The sequence below is a fragment of the Streptomyces caeruleatus genome (assembly GCF_001514235.1).
Taxonomy (GTDB): domain Bacteria; phylum Actinomycetota; class Actinomycetes; order Streptomycetales; family Streptomycetaceae; genus Streptomyces; species Streptomyces caeruleatus.
In genome coordinates this window covers 432,687-448,581 of record NZ_KQ948928.1, presented here as the reverse complement: position 1 = coordinate 448,581, position 15,895 = coordinate 432,687, and the positions used below count along the sequence as shown (strand labels likewise).

Genomic DNA, 15,895 nt, shown 5'->3' with positions numbered 1-15,895 from the left:
ATAGCATCCTGCGCACCCCCCTGTGACATCCCGGACACGCGGCCACCCCCCGCCCTCGTCCCCCTTCCTTTCCCACCCCGCTCCCCTCCTCCTCCTCCCCCCCCCGCTGATCGCCCTAGGACGACAATGTCTCCACGGACAGGTCCCCGGCGCCGCCTCGGCTCCATCCGTCTCTCCCTGATCCTCCTGGCGCTGGTGCCCAGCGTCACGCTCGCCGCCGTCTGGAGCGTGACGACGATCCAGATGTTCTCGGAGGGGCTGCGACTGCGGTCGCAGACCGGGCTGAGCAGGTCGACCGGGGCCATGGGCACCGAGGCCACGCTCGCGTTGCAGCAGGAGCGCAGCTACTCGGCCGTATGGCTGGCCTCGCGGCAGGAGGAGGCGCGCACCGCGCTGGAGGCGCAGCGCGGCAGGACCGACAAGGCGGTCGCGAAGCTGCTGGCGCAGTCGGAGGAGATCCAGCAGGAGCCCTCGCGGATCAAGGACCGGCTGTACTCGGTCGTGGCGTCCGTGGGCAGCCTGGAGTACTACCGGGGGCAGGTGGACAACCCCACCGACATCCCCGCGGTGCAGGCGCTGGGCCAGTACACGTCGATCATCGACGACCAGATCCACGCCTTCCAGGAGCTCTCCCAGGTCGACGACGGCGACCTGACCTCGCAGGCGGGCCCGCTCGTGTCGCTGGAGCACGCGGCCGAGCTGGTGTCCCGGGAGGACGCGCTGCTGACGCTGGCGTCGCCGTCCAAGAAGATGGACGAGAAGACGTGGACCGAGTTCGCCGAGCTGGTGAACACGCGGCGGTGGCTGGTCGGCGACCAGATCCTGCCCTCGCTCACCGGCAACGCGAAGGCGGAGACCGAGCGGATCCTGGCGAGCCCGCAGTGGCGGACCCTGGAGAGGGTCGAGGACCGGGTGCTCGCGGCCCGGGCGGCGGCGGGTGCCGAGGGGGACATCGCCGTCCCGGACGCGCAGAAGGAGTGGCGGGCCGCGCTGGTCAAGGTCTCCGACGAGTACGAGGTGCTGATCCGGCAGCAGACGACCGCGCTGCTCCAGCGCAGCGGCGACGAGGCGCGCGGTCTGCTGATCAAGGCGGCGTCGCTGAGCGCGGGCGGTCTGGTCGCGCTGCTGCTGTGCGTGGGGATGTCCTGGCGGATCACGCGCTCGCTGTCCCGGCGGCTGCGCGGCCTGCGCGAGGCGACGCTCGGTCTGGCGCAGGACCGGCTGCCGGACGTGGTGGCCCGGCTGGAGCGGGGCGAGACGGTCGACGTGGAGCTGGCGACGCCGCCGCTGGACTACGGCCATGACGAACTCGGCCAGGTCGCCGAGGCGTTCAACACCGCGCAGCGCACCGCCGTGCACACGGCCGTGGAACTGGCCGACACCCGGCGCGGCTTCCAGAAGGTCATCCTGGGCATCGCCCGGCAGAGCCAGAACCTGGTCAATCTCCAGCTCACCAAGCTGGACGCGCTGGAGCGCGCGCACCAGGACCCCGAGGTCCTCAAGGGGCTCTACGAACTGGACTCCACCGCCAGCCAGTTGCGCCGCTACGAGGAGAACCTCGTCATCATCAGCGGCGAGCGGCCCGGCCGCAGCTGGAGCGAGCCGGTCGCGCTGATCGACATCCTGCGCAGTGCCGTCGGCGAGGTCGCCGAGTACCAGCGGGTGGAGGTGCACACCGAGGAGGAGGTGCATCTCGCGCCGCCCGCCGTGGCGGACGTGATCCATCTGCTGGCCGAGCTGATCGAGAACGCCACCCTGTACTCCCCCGCGCCCGCGCCGGTCACCGTGCGGGCCGCGATGGTGGCCAAGGGGCTGGCCGTGGAGGTCGAGGACCGTGGCCTCGGGCTGTCCGAGGAGGACTACGCCTCGTTCAACGCCCAGTTGGCCGAGCCCCCGCAGTTCGACGTGGTGGCGCTCGCCGACGACCTGAGGCTCGGCATGTTCGTGATCGCGCGGCTCGCGCAGCGGCACGGCATCGCGGTCACGCTGCGCTCGTCGCCGTACGGCGGCACGACGGCGATCGTGCTGATCCCGCACGACGTCGTGGTGCGGGAGGTGGCCGCCCCGGATGGGGACGAGGTGGAGCACGCGGGGGCGGCCGAACCGGAGGAGCCCGTACGGGAGTCCCGTCCGGTGGTGCCGGCCCGTACGGCGTCCGAGCCGACCGCCGCGTCAGTGGCCCGTGACGGCCTCTCGCCCCTCCCCCGGCGGGTGCCGCAGACCAGCTTGGCCGCCGAGCTGCGTGAGGAGACCCCCTCCGTCCAGGAGGAGGACCACCCTGACGACTTCACCGCCGAACGCGCCGCCTCCTCCCTCGCCTGTTTCCAGCGGGGGACGCTCCAGGCCCGCGACGAAAGCGACCATGAGGCCCCGCACGCGCCCAAGGCCGAGGACCAGCGGGTCCCGGCCACTCGGGGGGCGCGTGACGACGGTGCCGGCGAGGGGCCGTCCGCGGCCGGCCCGGCCCGTTCCGCCTCCTCCCCCACGTCCTCCACTCCGCCCGCCGACCGTTCATGAAGGACATCGCCATGACACGCCCCACCCCCGCCACGGACACCCAGCTCGATCAGTTGCTCACCGGACTCGTGGAGCGGGTCGCCGACGTCAACCATGCCGTCGTGCTCTCCGAGGACGGTCTGGTGGTGAGCAAGTCCACCGGGTTCCTGCGCGACGACGCCGAGCGGCTGGCGGCGACGGCGTCCGGGCTGATGAGTCTCAGCAAGGGCGTCAGCCTGGACTTCAGAGGCGGGCCGGTGCGTCAGGCGCTGATCGAGATGGCCAACAGCTATCTGATCCTGACCTCGGCCGGCCCCGGCGCCCATCTCGTCGTCCTCACCAACCAGGGCGCGGACGTCGGTGTGGTGGCGTACCAGATGAACATGCTGGTGAAGAAGATCGGCGAGCATCTCTCGGCGGCACCGCGGGCCCATGTCGGCCCTGGCGCGTGAGGTGAGCGGAGACGATACGGCCGGCCGGCTGGTACGTCCCTTCACACTGACCGGCGGCCGGACCCGGCCCAGCCGCACCGACTTCACCCTGATCACGACGGTGACGGCGGTGGATCCGCCGCCGGAGCGGGCGCCGCGGCTACAGCCGGAGCAGACACGGATCCTGCGGTACTGCGCCCGGCCGCTCGCGGTGGCGGAGCTCGCGGCCCGTCTCGACCTTCCGGTGAGCGTGGTCGCCATCATGCTCTGCGATCTGCTGGAGGCGGGTCTGATCACCGTGCACCCGCCGCACCCCGTCACCCCCCGCACCCCGGACCTGGACCTGCTGCAGAAAGTGAGGGACGGCCTTGGCCGGCTCTGACACCGCCCTGGAGGCGGTCGCGCCTCCCGACACGGTCAAGATACTCATCGCCGGCGGCTTCGGCGTCGGCAAGACCACCATGGTCGGGTCGGTCAGCGAGATCGCCCCGCTGCGCACCGAGGAGTCCCTGACGGCCGCGGGGCTGGGCATCGACGACCTCAACGGCATCGAGGAGAAGCGGGCCACCACGGTGGCCCTGGACTTCGGCCGGATCACCATCAGCCGGGAGCTGGTGCTGTACCTGTTCGGTACGCCCGGGCAGCAGCGGTTCTGGTTCATGTGGAACGACCTGGCGATCGGCGCGCTCGGGGCGGTCGTCCTGGTCGACGTCCGCCGGCCGGAGTCCAGCTTCGCGGCGATCGACTTCTTCGAGCGCCGGGGCATCCCGTTCGTCGTCGGCGTCAACGGCTTCCACGGCGCGCACCCGTACCCGGCCGAGGAGATCAGGGACGCCCTGGCACTCCCGGAGCATGTGCGGGTGCTGCTGTGCGACGCGCGGGAGCGGGAGTCGAGCCGTGACGTACTGATCGCTCTGATCGACCAGTTGATCGCGGGTGCCCGCGAGGCGAGTTGAGCCGGGGGCGGGCTTGTCCGGGTGGCGGAAAACCGCCAAGGGTGCCCCTGTGATTGACGCGCTCTCCACCCTTACCTACTTTCTGGTCGATTCACCGAACTGTGTTCGAGATATCGACCAGGAGAGCCGCATGATCAACCCCTCACGCAGACACTTCCTCGGCATGGCCGCCACCGTCCCGCTCGCCGCCACCGGTGCGCTGGCCCTCGGTGCCGGAACCGCCCACGCCGCCGACTCGGCGTACGCGATGGTGTACTTCACCGAGTCCAACACCATGCTGGAGGCGGACTACAACCTCCACCTGGCCGTCAGCACCGACGGGCTGCGCTGGACGCCGCTCAACCAGAACAACCCGGTCGCCACCCCCACCCTCGGCGCCGGCGGTCTGCGCGACCCGTTCCTGCTGCGCAAGCAGGACGGCACGTTCGTCGTCCTCGCGACCGACCTCAGCGGCACGGACTGGACCCGCAACAGCGTCTACATCCACGTCTGGGACTCCACCGACCTGCGCACCTTCACGGGCTACCGGCTGCTGAAGCTGCACGAGATGACGGGCACGCACAGCTGGGCGCCGGAGGCCTTCTGGGACGCCTCACGCGGCCAGTACGGCATCCTCTACTCGTCGGTGAACAGCAGCGGCCACAACGTCATCATGGTCAGCTACACCACCGACTTCCGTACGACGACCAGCCCGCAGGTCTTCTTCGACCCCGGCTACGACGTCATCGACGGCAACCTCACCGTCGGGGTGAACGGCGTCAACTACCTCTACTTCAAGCGGAACGGCACCCTGGTCGGCGCCCGCTCCACGAGCCTGAACCCGGGCAGCTTCACCCCGTTCAGCACGGCCGTGAACCACGGCGGCACCGAGGCGCCCACGGTGGTCAAGTCCCTGACCGGCAACAACTGGTACCTGTGGGGCGACACGTACACACCGAACGGCGTCTTCTACGTCTGGCAGACGACCGATCTGGCCGCCGGCACCTGGACGGCCCTGGACCAGAAGCTCTACACGCAGCCGCTCAACTCCAAGCACTGCGGCATCCACCCGATCACGTCGACCGAGTACGACAACCTGCTCGCCAAGTGGGGCGCCCCCGCCTGGAACCGGCTGAAGTCCTACAACTACCCGGGGCGCTACGTCCGCCACAGCGGCTTCGCCGGCCGGATCGACGCCTACCCCTTCGACCCGTTCCCCGACTCGCAGTGGAAGCTGGTGCCGGGGCTCGCCGACTCCTCCGGCGTCTCCTTCCAGTCGGTCAACTACCCGGCCCGCTATCTGCGGCACTACAACTACGCCCTGCGCCTGGACGAGAACGACGGCACGTCGACCTTCGCCGGGGACGCCACCTTCTCCCGCACGGCCGGGCTCGCGGACGCCTCCTGGGCGTCGTTCCGCTCCTACAACAACCCGACCCGCTACATCAGGCACGCCGACTACGCCCTGCGCATCGACCCGATATCGACGGCCACCGAACGCCAGGACGCCACCTTCCAGGTCGGCTACTGAGCGACAGCACAGCGGGGTTGTGACGGCAGCCCGTCACAACCCCGCGCAAGTCCGCCGGATCCGCCGTGTGTCAGCCCAGACCGGCCGACTTCAGCCAGGCCTTGGCGACGTCCAGCGGGTCCTTGTTCTCCAGCTGCACCTGGGTGTCCAGGTCGAGGAGCGTCTTGGTGTCCAGCTTGGCCGAGACCGCGTTGAGCGCGTCGACGCCCTCCTGGGAGAGGCCGCTCTTGTAGACCAGCGGGGTCACCTGGGCGAAGCCGAAGAGGTTCTTCGGGTCCTTCAGGACGACGAAGCCCTCCTTGGTGATGCTCGGGTCGGTGGTGAAGACGTCCGCGGCCTGCACGGTGTTCTTCGTCAGCGCAGCCCGGGTCAGCGGGCCGCCCGCGTCCAGCGCCTTGAAGGACTTGAACTCCAGGCCGTACTCGGACTCCAGGCCCTTCAGGCCCTGCTGGCGGGTCTGGAACTCGGGCGAGCCGCCGATCACCAGGTCCGGGGCGATGCCCTTGAGGTCCTCGAGAGTGGAGTCGGAGGTCAGGTCGTACTTCTTCGCGGTCTCCGCGTTGAGGGCGACGGAGTCCTTGTTCTCGGCGGGCGACGACTCCAGCAGCGTCAGCTTCGCGTCCAGCTTGGTCTTCACCGCGGCGTTCACGGCGTCCGAGGACTTCTGCTCCGCCTTGGGGTCGAGGTAGGCCAGCAGCGAGCCGTTGTACTCCGGCAGCACGGTGACGGAGCCGTTGCGCAGCTGACCGTAGGTCACCTCGCGGCTGCCGATGTTGGGCTGGTAGCTGACCTCGATGCCCTTGGCCTTGAGCGCCTCGCCGTAGATGTCGGCCAGCAGGGTGCTCTCGGGGAAGTTGTTGGAGCCGACGACGACGGTGTCGCCGCTCGGCTTGTCCCCGGCGAGCGGGTCGGACTTGTCGTCGGAGGAGGAACATCCCGCCAGCAGCGCCGCCGTGGCGGCGAGGGTGACGGCGGCCGCGCCGGGACGGTTCCTGAGGGACCTGCTGCGTGTGGCGGTGAAAGTCACGATTCCCGTTCCGGATTCAGGGGGTTGGGAGAGCTCTTCCACTGATCCAATCCAGCCGGTTCTCGGTCAGTCAAGTGTGGCCAGGTCACCGATTGGCCTCAAAAATCGGAAGGTAACGGGCAGTTGCGCTCCGATGTGAAGGAGGGACGGTTGGGGTGCAGGGGGTCGTAATGGATTCTTGACGTACAGTTCCGGTCACGGAGACCCAGGGGCGGTACCGTCCCCGGCAGAAAGCCGTTTCATACTCGATCAACACCGGTCATGTGCGACCCTTCGCGCGCCGTGTGACGCCCACGAAGGAGGCAGGGTGGCCACTGATGAAGTGGGCGTGCCCCGTCCGCGTCGTATACGTGGCTTCGCCGACCGCTGGCCGTTCCGGCGCAAACTCAACCTCCTGGTCGGCGTGCCGCTGACGGTGGTCGCGGCCCTGCTGGCCTATCTCATCGCCGACCAGACCGCGCAGTCGCGCGACGCCGCGGACGCCGCCCGGCTGGTCCGCGAGAGCGTCGAGGTCGCGACCCTCGTGGACCGGCTGGCCGCCGAGCACCAGCAGGCGATCCTGCTCTCCGTACGGCACGAGGCCGCCGGGGACAGCGAGCCCTCGTCCGCCGCCTACCGCACGGCGCAGTCCAGCGTGGACTCCCAGGTCCAGCGGGTGCGCGACGCGTTCGGGGAGCGGCTTCCCGAGACCGAGGCGCAGGCCCTGCGCGGGGTCGAGGGCCTGAGCAGCCTGCGGGACACCGTCGAGCTGGGCTATCTGCCCGCCAGCAACATCGACCCGGCCTACACGCACGCCGCCCAGGGGCTGATCGACGGCCTCGGCCTGGACCGCAACCCCGATCTCGCGACCTCCTTCACCGGCAGCATGCTGGACTCGCTGCTGCGCGCGGGTGCCGCCCACAGCGCCTTCGAGACCGGCGTGTTCTCCGCGTCGACGGGCGACTCCAACGCGCTGATCGAGTTCATCGGCGCGATCGGCGCCTACGACGAGTACACCCACCAGGCCGAACGGTTCGCCCGGTTCGCCACCGAGGCACAGGCCGACACCCTCGAAGGGATCAGGTACACCCGGGCGCAGGCCACCATCAGCCGGCAGTACTCCGAGCTGCAGATCGACCCGGGCGCGGTGCAGGCCGACTCGCCCGCCGAGATCCGCAGGTCGCTTGCCGAGGCGCTCGACTCCTACGGCGCCTACCGCGAGCAGGCCAGGACCCGGCTGGCGATCACCACCTCGCTCATCGGGCAGATCGCCGACGAGGCGCAGAGCGCCTCCGACACGGCGGCGTGGCGCGCGCTCCTGCTGCTGGGGCTCGCCCTGTTCGGCTTCGCCGTCTGGCTGGTCCTCGCCATGCTGGTCCGCCGTTCGGTGGTCCGTCCGGTGCAGGCCCTCACGGGCGCGGCCAGGCAGGTCGCCGTGGTCGCCGAGCGCGAGCTGGCCCGGGTGGCCGACGACGACGCCGAGGACGACGGCCCGCCCCGGCTGGCCGAGGTGCCGGTCACCGCGCGCGACGAGATCGGTGAACTCGCCGCGACCTTCAACCGGGTGCAGACGACAGCGGCCGCGCTGCTGGAGCGGCAGGTGCTCAGCCGGCGCAACGTCGCCGAGATGTTCGGCAACGTGGGCCGCAGGGTCAGCAACCTGACCACACGCCAGCTGTCCCTGATCGACGTGGTGGAGCGGGGCGAGAGGGATCCCGCCCTGCTGGAGCGGCTCTACTCCATCGACCACATCGCGGTCCGGCTGCGCCGCAACGCCGACAGCCTGATGCTGCTCGCCGGCATCCACGAGGCGGTCCTCGACTCCGGCCCCAGCCCGCTCACCACCGTCGTACGCGCCGCGCTCGGTCAGATCGAGGGCTACCAGCGCGTGGAGCTGCGCGCCCGGACCGAGGCCGTGGTGGAGCCGGAGGTCATCGGCGACCTGACGCTGATGGTGGCCGAACTGGTGGAGAACGCGGTGTCGTTCTCGCCGGAGGACAGCCCGGTCGAGGTGAGCGTGGCGGCCTCCGGCGACGACGCGGTGGTCGTCGTCACCGACCACGGCCTCGGCATGACGCCCGACCGCCTCGACGAGGAGAACGCGCGCCTGATCCGCCGCGAGCGACTGGACGTCGTACCGACGAAGGTCCTCGGCCTGTTCGTGGTCGGCACGCTGGCGCGCCGCTGGGACATCACGGTCACGCTGTCACGGACGCCGGGCGGCGGTGTGACGGCCGAGGTGACGGTGCCGTCGTCGCTGCTGGTGACGGGAAGCACGACGGGGTCGGCCGCCACGGCGGCCCTGGCAGCGGTCGCCGCCGCCACCACACCGGCCGCCGCGCCGCCCACGACCAGGACGCCCTCGGCCCCCGCCGTGGGGCCCCGGCCCTCGGCCGCGGTGCCGGCGGACGCCGTACGGCCGGACGGTGACGGTGACGCCCTGCGGCCGCTGCCCCGGCGCGTCGCGCACCGTGACCCGGCGCCCGTCGACCATGCCCGCGCCGACCAGCCGGAACCGGCCGTGGCCGCGACCCGGCCCCTGCGTCGCCGTGTCCGCGGCGCGACCCTGCGGACGACCGCCGATCCTTCCGAACGGCAGTCGCCGCTGCGGCAGGAGGCGCCGACGCTCGACGCGGAGGCGGTGCGGGCCGCGCTCGACGAGTTCGAGGCCGGCGTGGAACGCGCGCACCGCGACAGCCGGTCCGGCGACACCGGGGAACACCCCGCCCCCGTCACGACCACAACCCCCCATGAGCAGGACCAGAACGACTCCCCGGAAGGAGCGGAGCAGTGAGCACGTCGACAGGTGGCACCCCGGTGGGAGGCTCCACCCCGGCCGAACTTCAGGCCGCCGCAGCCGACTTCACCTGGCTGCTGAATCGGTTCGCGAAGGAGACGGCCGGTGTGGTGGACGCCATCGCCGTCTCGTCGGACGGCCTGCTCATCGCCGTGTCCGAGCTGCGTGAGCACGCCGACTCCGAGCGGCTCGCCGCGATCGTCTCCGGCATCACCAGCCTGGCCGCCGGCGCCTCCGGCAACTACGGCCTCGGCGGCCTCAACAAGGTCATCATCGACCTGGAGGGCGGTCACGTCCTGGTCTCCGCGATCGGCAGCGGCGCCGTCCTCGGCGTGGTCACCGACAAGGAGGCCAAGCTGGGCAACATCGCCTACGAGATGACCGTGTTCGCCAACCGCGCCGGCTCCTCCCTCAGTCCGCAGCTCGTGCTGGAGCTGAAGAACAGCGTCGGCGCCGCGTCGGCCCGCTGACGCCGGGAAGGACGGACACCGCCATGGCGGACGGCATCCCACCACCGGCCGCGGCCGGCCCGGAGCCCGACGGGCAGCCGGACCCGGTCGGCCCCGCCTCCGCCGTGCGGCCGTTCCTCGTGACCGCCGGGCGGGTGGTGGGAGATGCCGACGGTCGGTCGATGCCGGTCGAGACGCAGGTGGTGGCCACCACCGAGGGAATCGACGCGCTCGACCGGCTGGTCTTCGAGCGGCACGACATCGTCGCCGTCTGCCGGTTGCCGCAGTCCATCGCGGAGATCGCGGCCCGGCTGCGGCTGCACCTGAACGTGGTGCGCGTCCTCGCCGAGGACCTGCGCGCCGCGGGGCAGTTGACGGTGCACGTGCCCGACTCCGGCGCCGTCCACGACGCATCCGTACTGCGCAGGGTCATCGACGGCCTGCGCGCCATCCCCGACTCACGAGGGGTCACTCCGTGACGACGACTGAACCTGCCACCGTACGACCACCGCTACCGGTCAAGATGGTGATCGCGGGCGGCTTCGGCGTGGGCAAGACCACCGCCGTGGGTTCGATCTCCGAGATCGAGCCGCTGACCACCGAGGCCGCCATCACGGAGGTCGCGGCGGGCGTGGACGACCTCACGCACACCCCGCTGAAGACCACGACCACCGTGGCCATGGACTTCGGCTGCCTCACCATCGACCCCACCCTGAAGCTGTACCTGTTCGGCACGCCCGGACAGGAGCGGTTCGGGTTCATGTGGGACGACATCGTCGAAGGCGCCGTCGGCGGACTCGTCATCGTCGACACCCGCCGCCTCGACGACTGCTACGCCGCCGTCGACTACTTCGAGCACCGGGGCATCCCCTTCGCGGTGGCCGCCAACGCCTTCGACGGCAAGGTCGAGCACACCCTGGAGGAGATCCGCTGGGCCCTCGACGTCACCGAAGGCGTCCCGGTCGTCGTCTTCGACGCCCGGGAGCGGGGTTCGGTCCGGGACGCCCTGCTGGTCGTACTGGAACTGGCGCTGGCCCGTACGGAGGCGCCCCGCTGATGTGGCCGTGGTGCGCTGCGGGCGGGTGGGTGGGTGCCGGTCGCGCCCACGCCGGCGGGGCTGCCTGTCGATACGGCCCCGCTCCTCTCAGGGCGTTGCCACTCCGCTAGGGCCTGTCGTTTGGATCATGCCGGCGTCGCGGGGCGTGGCACGCGCATCTGCGGCGTTGTCGTCGGTTGCCGACGCTCCGCGTCGACGCCCTCCTCCGCCTTGCAGCTGCACGCACCACGCCCCGCTCGGCTTGACTGAAAGGCGCTGTCTCTCTCAGCCAGCCTGATCCAAACGACAGGCCCTAGTTCTGCCTGCGCACCCCCGGCGACACCGTGATCCGTGCCACCGCCCAGAACAACCCCAGCGTCGCCAGGGCCATGGCGGCGACCAGCGTGGCGCCGCCGACGACCTTCTCGTAGTCGCGCTGGTAGAGGCCGTCGATGATGTAGCGGCCGAGGCCGCCGAAGCTGACGTAGGCGGCGATGGTGGCCGTGGAGACGATCTGGATGGCCGCCGAGCGCAGGCCGCTGAGGATCAGCGGGAGGGCGACGGGGAGTTCGACGCGGAAGAGGACCGCGGTCTCGGCCATGCCCATGCCGCGGGCGGCGTCCACCGGGGCGGGGTCGACGGAGCGCATCGCCTCGTAGGTGGTGACGAGGATGGGCGGGATGGCGAGTACGACCAGCGGGATCATCACGGGGGCCATGCCGAGGCCCAGCAGGATGAACATCAGCACCATCAGGCCGAAGCTGGGCAGCGCACGGGCCGAGGTGGCGATGAGGGCGAGGGTGTTGCCGCCGCGCCCGGTGTGGCCGGTGAGCAGGCCGACCGGCAGGCCGACGGCGGCGGCGATGCCGAGGGCCATCAGCGTGTACTGGATGTGCTCGCCGACGCGGGTCGGGATGCCGTCGTAGCCCTGCCAGTGGGCGTTGTCGCTGAAGAAGGAGTTGATGAAGCTCAGGACGTTCACCGGACGGCCTCCTTCACGGTGAGTGCGCGGACCTTGTTCCTGCGGGTGGCGCGCGGCATCCAGGGCGTCAGCAGGACGCGGAGGCCGATCAGCGCGGCGTCGACGAGGAGCGCGAGGACGGCCGTGCCCACGACGGAGAGCCAGATCAGGCGGGGCTGGTTGTAGGTCAGGCCGCTGTTGAGCAGGTTGCCGAGGGCGCCCTCGTTGCCGATCAGCATGCCGACGCTGACGAGGGAGACACTCGACACGGACGCCACCCGCAGCCCGGCGATGATCGCGGGCGCCGCGATCGGCAACTGCACCTGGACATAGCGCCGTACGGGCCCGAAGCCCATGGCGGTGGCGGCGGCCAGCGTCTCCTGCGGCACCGACCGGACGCCGTCCACGATCGCGGGGACGAGCACCACCAGGCTGTAGACGGCGAGCGGGATCATCACCGTGAGCTCGCTGAGGCCGGTGTAGTCGATGAGGATGACGAAGAAGGCGAGCGAGGGAATCGCGTACAGCACGGTCGTCACCCACAGCACGGGCGCGTACAGCCAGCGCACGCGCACACACAGCTGAGCGACGGGCAGGGCGACGAGGAGCCCGACGAGCACCGGGATCAGGGCCTCGCGCAGGTGCAGGCCAACCAGTCCGAGGTAGCTGTTCTGGAGGTCGCTGGGCAGGTCGAAGAGTTCGCTCATGGCGCGACCTTCCGGGCCTTGCCGTCGTCGGGCTCGGTGTCCGCGTCCCGCGCCGCGTCCGCACCGATGCGTGCGTGCGCGCCCCTGATCGCCTCTGCGATGACCTGCTGCGAGACGACCCCGGTGGCCCGGCCCGACGCGTCCACGGCGACGGCCCATCCGGTGGGCGAGAGCACGGCACAGTCGAGGGCGGACCGCAGCGAGTCGGTGCCGGCGACGAACGGGCGCCCGTACGGCAGGAGTCGGTCGGCCGTGATCGCCCCGGCGGTGAGGTCCCGCGGCTCGCTCCAGCCGAGGGGCCTGCCGTCGGCGTCGGTGACGAGGAGGTACGGGGTGTCGGCGGCGCCGGCCTCGGCGATCCGCTCGGCGGTGGCGTCCACGGCCACGACCGGGGTGGTCAGCAGCTCCAGGCCCGCCGCCGGGAAGAACGACAGCCTCCGGATACCGCGGTCGGCGCCGAGGAAGTCCTCCACGAAGTCGTCGGCCGGCCGGGACAGCAGCTCGGCGGGCGGCGCGAACTGGGCGAGCTTGCCGCCGGTGCGCAGCACGGCGACGGTCGTGCCGAGCTTGACGGCCTCGTCGATGTCATGGGTGACGAAGACGATGGTCTTGCCCAACTCGTCCTGGATCCGCAGGAGTTCGTCCTGCAGTCCCTTGCGCACCACGGGGTCGACGGCCGAGAACGGCTCGTCCATCAGCAGCACCGGCGGGTCCGCCGCGAGCGCCCGCGCCACACCGACGCGCTGCTGCTGGCCGCCGGAGAGCTGGTACGGGTACCGCTTGGCGAGCGTGCCGTCGAGGCCGACCCGTTCCATCAGCTCCCGTGCCCTGGCCCGGGACTTCTCCTTGCCCCACCCCAGCATGCGGGGCACGGTGGCGATGTTGTCGAGGATCGTGCGGTGCTGGAAGAGACCGGCGTTCTGGATGACGTATCCCATGGACCGGCGCAGCGTGTTGACCGGCTGCTGCCGGCTGTCGACGCCGTCGATGAGGATGGTGCCCTCACTGGGCTCGACCATCCGGTTGATCATCCGCAGGGTGGTCGTCTTCCCGCAGCCCGACGGCCCCACGAGAACGGTGATCGAGCGGTCGGGTATCTCCAACGAGAGGCGATCGACCGCCACCGTGCCGTCCGGGTATCGCTTGGTGACTGAGTCTATGCGTATCAAAACGCCGAATACCCTTCGGGTTTGACAGGTTTCGCCCGCTTCTGACCACGGGCGCCGGGCCGTTGGAAGAGTCTAGACGTGTTGTGTTGCGGGTTTGTGGCCCCAAGGAGCCGCTCCGGTCAGCGGAATCGTCACCGTGAACACCGTCGCGCCCGGCTCGCTGGTCAGGTCGATACGGCCGCCGTGGGCCCGGACCAGTGACTGGGCGACCGCCAGACCCAGGCCGCTACCGCCCCGGTCGCGGCTGCGGGCCTTGTCGACGCGGTAGAAGCGGTCGAAGACACGGGCCCGGTCGGCGGGCGGGATGCCGGGACCGGCGTCGGCGATCCGGGCCTGGGCGGCGCCGTTCACCATCGACACCGCCACCGAGACCTGCGTGCCGGCCGGGGTGTGCATGGCGGCGTTGGTGAGCAGGTTGTCCAGGACCTGGCGGATGCGCTGAGCGTCCAGGACCAGCTTCAGGGAACCGGGGCCGGGGGCCAGCGTCAGCGGGTGGTCGGCGTGGGTGACCCGGAACGCGTCCGCCGCCTGTTCGACGAGTTCGACGAGGTCTGCCTCCCGCAGCCGCAGCGGTGTCTCCACCTCGGCGGCGTCCAGACGGGCGAGCAGCAGCAGGTCGTCCAGGAGGAAGCCCATCCGGGCGGCCTCGGCGCGCAGCCGGGCCAGGTGCTTGTCCCGCTCCTCGGGGGCGTTGGCGGCGGCGTACTGGAACAGGTCGGCGTAGCCCCGTACCGACATCAGCGGGGTACGCAGCTCGTGCGAGGCGTCCGCCACGAAGCGGCGCAGCCGCTGTTCCGCCTCCGCGCGCACCGCGAGGGAGTCGTCGATGTGCTCCAGCATGGTGTTGAAGGCGGTGCGCAGCTCCTCGACCTCGGGGCCGCCGCTGCGCTTGTCGTGCCGGACCGGCAGTCGCGCCGAGTCCGTCAGATCGTGCGAGGTGATCCCGCGGGCGGTGTGCGCCATGTCGCTCAGCGGCTTCAGTCCGCGCCGCAGCATGCCCCGCCCGGCCACCACGAGGGTCATCAGCGCCAGTCCGAAGGTGACCGCCTGGATGGCGATCAGCTGGCCCACGGTGTCCTCGATGTCGTCCATGGGCGCGGCGCTGACCAGCACCACCCCGGGCTCGACCTCGCACGCGCGCAACCGGTACTCGCCGTTGCCCCGCAGGTGCTCGGTGCGCAGCAGCTCGGTGTGCGCGGTGCTCTGCGCCCGGGCGAGCGCGGTGAAGTCGTCGACGTCCTCCGGCAGGTCGGCGGGGTCCTCGGGCCTGCGCAGCTCGGGCGTGCCGTCGGCCACGTCGTACACGGCGTAGAACCAGCTGTAGTACTTCTTGCCGGTCAGCGTGCCGTAGTCCGCGATGCTCTTGGACTGGGCGATCTGGCCCTGCGCGAGCTGGGTGTCCAGCTGGGCCGACAGGTAGTCGCGCATGTACGTCGTCAGGGCGGTGCCGACGACTCCGAAGACGACCAGGGAGAGCACGCCGAGGCCCAGTGCGAGCCGGGTGCCGAGCCGCAGCCGGCGGTAGGTCCGCCGCAGCCGCCCGATCACTCGGCCGCCTGCCGGATCACGTACCCGAAGCCCCGCACGGTGTGGATCAGCGGGGTGCCGGTGTCGTCGAGCTTGCGGCGCAGTCGGCTGACGACCAGCTCGACGACGTTGGAGCGGCCGCCGAAGCCGTACTCCCACACGTGGTCGAGGATCTGCGCCTTGGTGAGCACGGTCGGTGACTTGCGCATGAGGTAGCGCAGCACCTCGTACTCGGTCGGGGTGAGCGTGAGCAGTTTGTCGCCGCGGCGGACCTCGCGAGTGTCCTCGTCCATCATCAGGTCGGCCACCCGAAGGACGGAACGCTGGAAGCCGGGCCCGGCGCTGCGCCGCAGCACGGTCCGCAGCCGGGCCATCAGCTCCTCCACGGCGAACGGTTTCACCAGGTAGTCGTCGCCTCCCCGGGTCAGCCCGGCCACCCGGTCGGCGACCCCGTCGCGGGCGGTGAGGAACACCACGGGCACCATCGTCCCGGCGCCGCGCAGCCGGTCCAGGACGCCGAATCCGTCCAGATCGGGCAGCATCAGGTCCAGCACCACGATGTCCGGATGGAACTCGGCGGCCAGCCGCAGCGCCTCCTCGCCGGAGTTCGCGGTGATCGCCTGCCAGCCCTCGTAGCGGGCGACCGTCGCGACGAGGTCGGCGATGGGCGGGTCGTCGTCCACGACCAGAAGGCGTACTTTCTCCACCCGTTCATAGTGCGGCACCGAACACCGCCGCTCGGGTGCGGGTCGGGCACCGCGACCACATCGATAAACACTTGAAAGATGTACGACAGCTTTTTGACAGCTGCGGCCGGACAAGCTCGGTATCCACAGACGAGATCAAGGAG

At 70.8% G+C, this 15,895-nt stretch carries 14 protein-coding genes and 1 pseudogene; 9 read left to right on the top strand and 6 right to left on the bottom strand.

The genetic code is table 11. The features are described 5' to 3' along the window. Positions 1 to 126: 126 nt before the first annotated feature. The 5 genes from AQJ67_RS17450 to AQJ67_RS17430 all read left to right on the top strand — a co-directional run bounded on the left by AQJ67_RS17450 (position 127) and on the right by AQJ67_RS17430 (position 5,393). Positions 127 to 2,517 carry a sensor histidine kinase gene (locus AQJ67_RS17450; protein WP_062719694.1) on the top strand — a complete coding sequence of 797 codons (2,391 nt, stop codon included), beginning with the start codon at positions 127 to 129 and terminating at the stop codon, positions 2,515 to 2,517. A gap of 11 nt (positions 2,518 to 2,528) precedes the next feature. Further along, positions 2,529 to 2,948, top strand: coding sequence for a roadblock/LC7 domain-containing protein (locus AQJ67_RS17445; protein WP_048586515.1), 420 nt, complete (start codon positions 2,529 to 2,531; stop codon positions 2,946 to 2,948). Position 2,949: 1 nt separating this feature from the next. Then, positions 2,950 to 3,309 carry a DUF742 domain-containing protein gene (locus tag AQJ67_RS17440; RefSeq protein ID WP_062720085.1) on the top strand — a complete coding sequence of 120 codons (360 nt, stop codon included), beginning with the start codon at positions 2,950 to 2,952 and terminating at the stop codon, positions 3,307 to 3,309. Further along, positions 3,296 to 3,883, top strand: a complete 588-nt coding sequence (locus tag AQJ67_RS17435) for a GTP-binding protein (RefSeq protein WP_062719692.1) — start codon at positions 3,296 to 3,298, stop codon at positions 3,881 to 3,883. The genes AQJ67_RS17440 and AQJ67_RS17435 overlap by 14 nt, the downstream gene beginning before the upstream one ends. 130 nt (positions 3,884 to 4,013) lie before the next feature. Next, positions 4,014 to 5,393 (top strand): glycoside hydrolase family 43 protein, encoded by a 1,380-nt coding sequence (locus AQJ67_RS17430; protein WP_062719690.1) that lies wholly within the window; start codon positions 4,014 to 4,016, stop codon positions 5,391 to 5,393. A 70-nt stretch (positions 5,394 to 5,463) separates the two neighbouring features. Here the strand turns inward: AQJ67_RS17430 and AQJ67_RS17425 are convergent, their stop codons facing one another. Further along, complete coding sequence (locus AQJ67_RS17425) at positions 5,464 to 6,420, bottom strand: ABC transporter substrate-binding protein (RefSeq protein WP_062719688.1); 957 nt, start codon at positions 6,418 to 6,420, stop codon at positions 5,464 to 5,466. Between the two features lie 307 nt (positions 6,421 to 6,727). Between AQJ67_RS17425 and AQJ67_RS17420 the strand changes: the two genes are divergently transcribed. The 4 genes and pseudogenes from AQJ67_RS17420 (at position 6,728) to AQJ67_RS17405 (ending at position 10,702) form a co-directional block, all read left to right on the top strand. Then, positions 6,728 to 9,193, top strand: a complete 2,466-nt coding sequence (locus tag AQJ67_RS17420; protein ID WP_079056004.1) for a sensor histidine kinase — start codon at positions 6,728 to 6,730, stop codon at positions 9,191 to 9,193. Continuing rightward, the gene (locus AQJ67_RS17415; RefSeq protein ID WP_062719686.1) at positions 9,190 to 9,666 is read left to right on the top strand and encodes a roadblock/LC7 domain-containing protein; all 477 of its coding nucleotides are present in this window, start codon (positions 9,190 to 9,192) and stop codon (positions 9,664 to 9,666) included. The genes AQJ67_RS17420 and AQJ67_RS17415 overlap by 4 nt, the downstream gene beginning before the upstream one ends. 23 nt (positions 9,667 to 9,689) lie before the next feature. Continuing rightward, positions 9,690 to 10,134 (top strand): annotated as a pseudogene (locus AQJ67_RS17410) (DUF742 domain-containing protein). Then, positions 10,121 to 10,702: a GTP-binding protein gene (locus tag AQJ67_RS17405; RefSeq protein ID WP_062719684.1), complete on the top strand. Its 582-nt coding sequence runs from the start codon at positions 10,121 to 10,123 to the stop codon at positions 10,700 to 10,702. The pseudogene AQJ67_RS17410 and the gene AQJ67_RS17405 overlap by 14 nt, the downstream one beginning before the upstream one ends. 292 nt (positions 10,703 to 10,994) lie before the next feature. Here the strand turns inward: AQJ67_RS17405 and AQJ67_RS17400 are convergent, their stop codons facing one another. The 5 genes from AQJ67_RS17400 to AQJ67_RS17380 all read right to left on the bottom strand — a co-directional run bounded on the left by AQJ67_RS17400 (position 10,995) and on the right by AQJ67_RS17380 (position 15,752). Then, positions 10,995 to 11,663, bottom strand: a complete 669-nt coding sequence (locus AQJ67_RS17400; RefSeq protein WP_062719683.1) for an ABC transporter permease — start codon at positions 11,661 to 11,663, stop codon at positions 10,995 to 10,997. Further along, on the bottom strand, positions 11,660 to 12,349 hold the full coding sequence (locus AQJ67_RS17395; protein ID WP_062719682.1) for an ABC transporter permease: 690 nt from the start codon (positions 12,347 to 12,349) through the stop codon (positions 11,660 to 11,662). The genes AQJ67_RS17400 and AQJ67_RS17395 overlap by 4 nt, the downstream gene beginning before the upstream one ends. Next, positions 12,346 to 13,518, bottom strand: coding sequence for an ABC transporter ATP-binding protein (locus tag AQJ67_RS17390; RefSeq protein WP_062719681.1), 1,173 nt, complete (start codon positions 13,516 to 13,518; stop codon positions 12,346 to 12,348). The genes AQJ67_RS17395 and AQJ67_RS17390 overlap by 4 nt, the downstream gene beginning before the upstream one ends. Before the next feature lie 72 nt (positions 13,519 to 13,590). Next, entirely contained in the window at positions 13,591 to 15,066 is a 1,476-nt protein-coding gene (locus tag AQJ67_RS17385) for a sensor histidine kinase (protein ID WP_062719680.1), read from the bottom strand. Further along, a complete protein-coding gene (locus AQJ67_RS17380) occupies positions 15,063 to 15,752 on the bottom strand; it encodes a response regulator transcription factor (protein WP_079056003.1) in 690 nt (229 codons plus the stop codon). Before AQJ67_RS17380 ends, AQJ67_RS17385 begins: the two co-directional genes overlap by 4 nt. Positions 15,753 to 15,895 lie beyond the last annotated feature (143 nt).

Bases quoted from the DNA above. Each gene is read 5' to 3' on its own strand.
- AQJ67_RS17450 (WP_062719694.1), top strand. From the start codon at position 127: ATGTCTCCACGGACAGGTCCCCGGCGCCGCCTCGGCTCCATCCGTCTC.
- AQJ67_RS17445 (WP_048586515.1), top strand. From the start codon at position 2,529: ATGACACGCCCCACCCCCGCCACGGACACCCAGCTCGATCAGTTGCTC.
- AQJ67_RS17430 (WP_062719690.1), top strand. From the start codon at position 4,014: ATGATCAACCCCTCACGCAGACACTTCCTCGGCATGGCCGCCACCGTC.
- AQJ67_RS17395 (WP_062719682.1), bottom strand. From the start codon at position 12,349: ATGAGCGAACTCTTCGACCTGCCCAGCGACCTCCAGAACAGCTACCTC.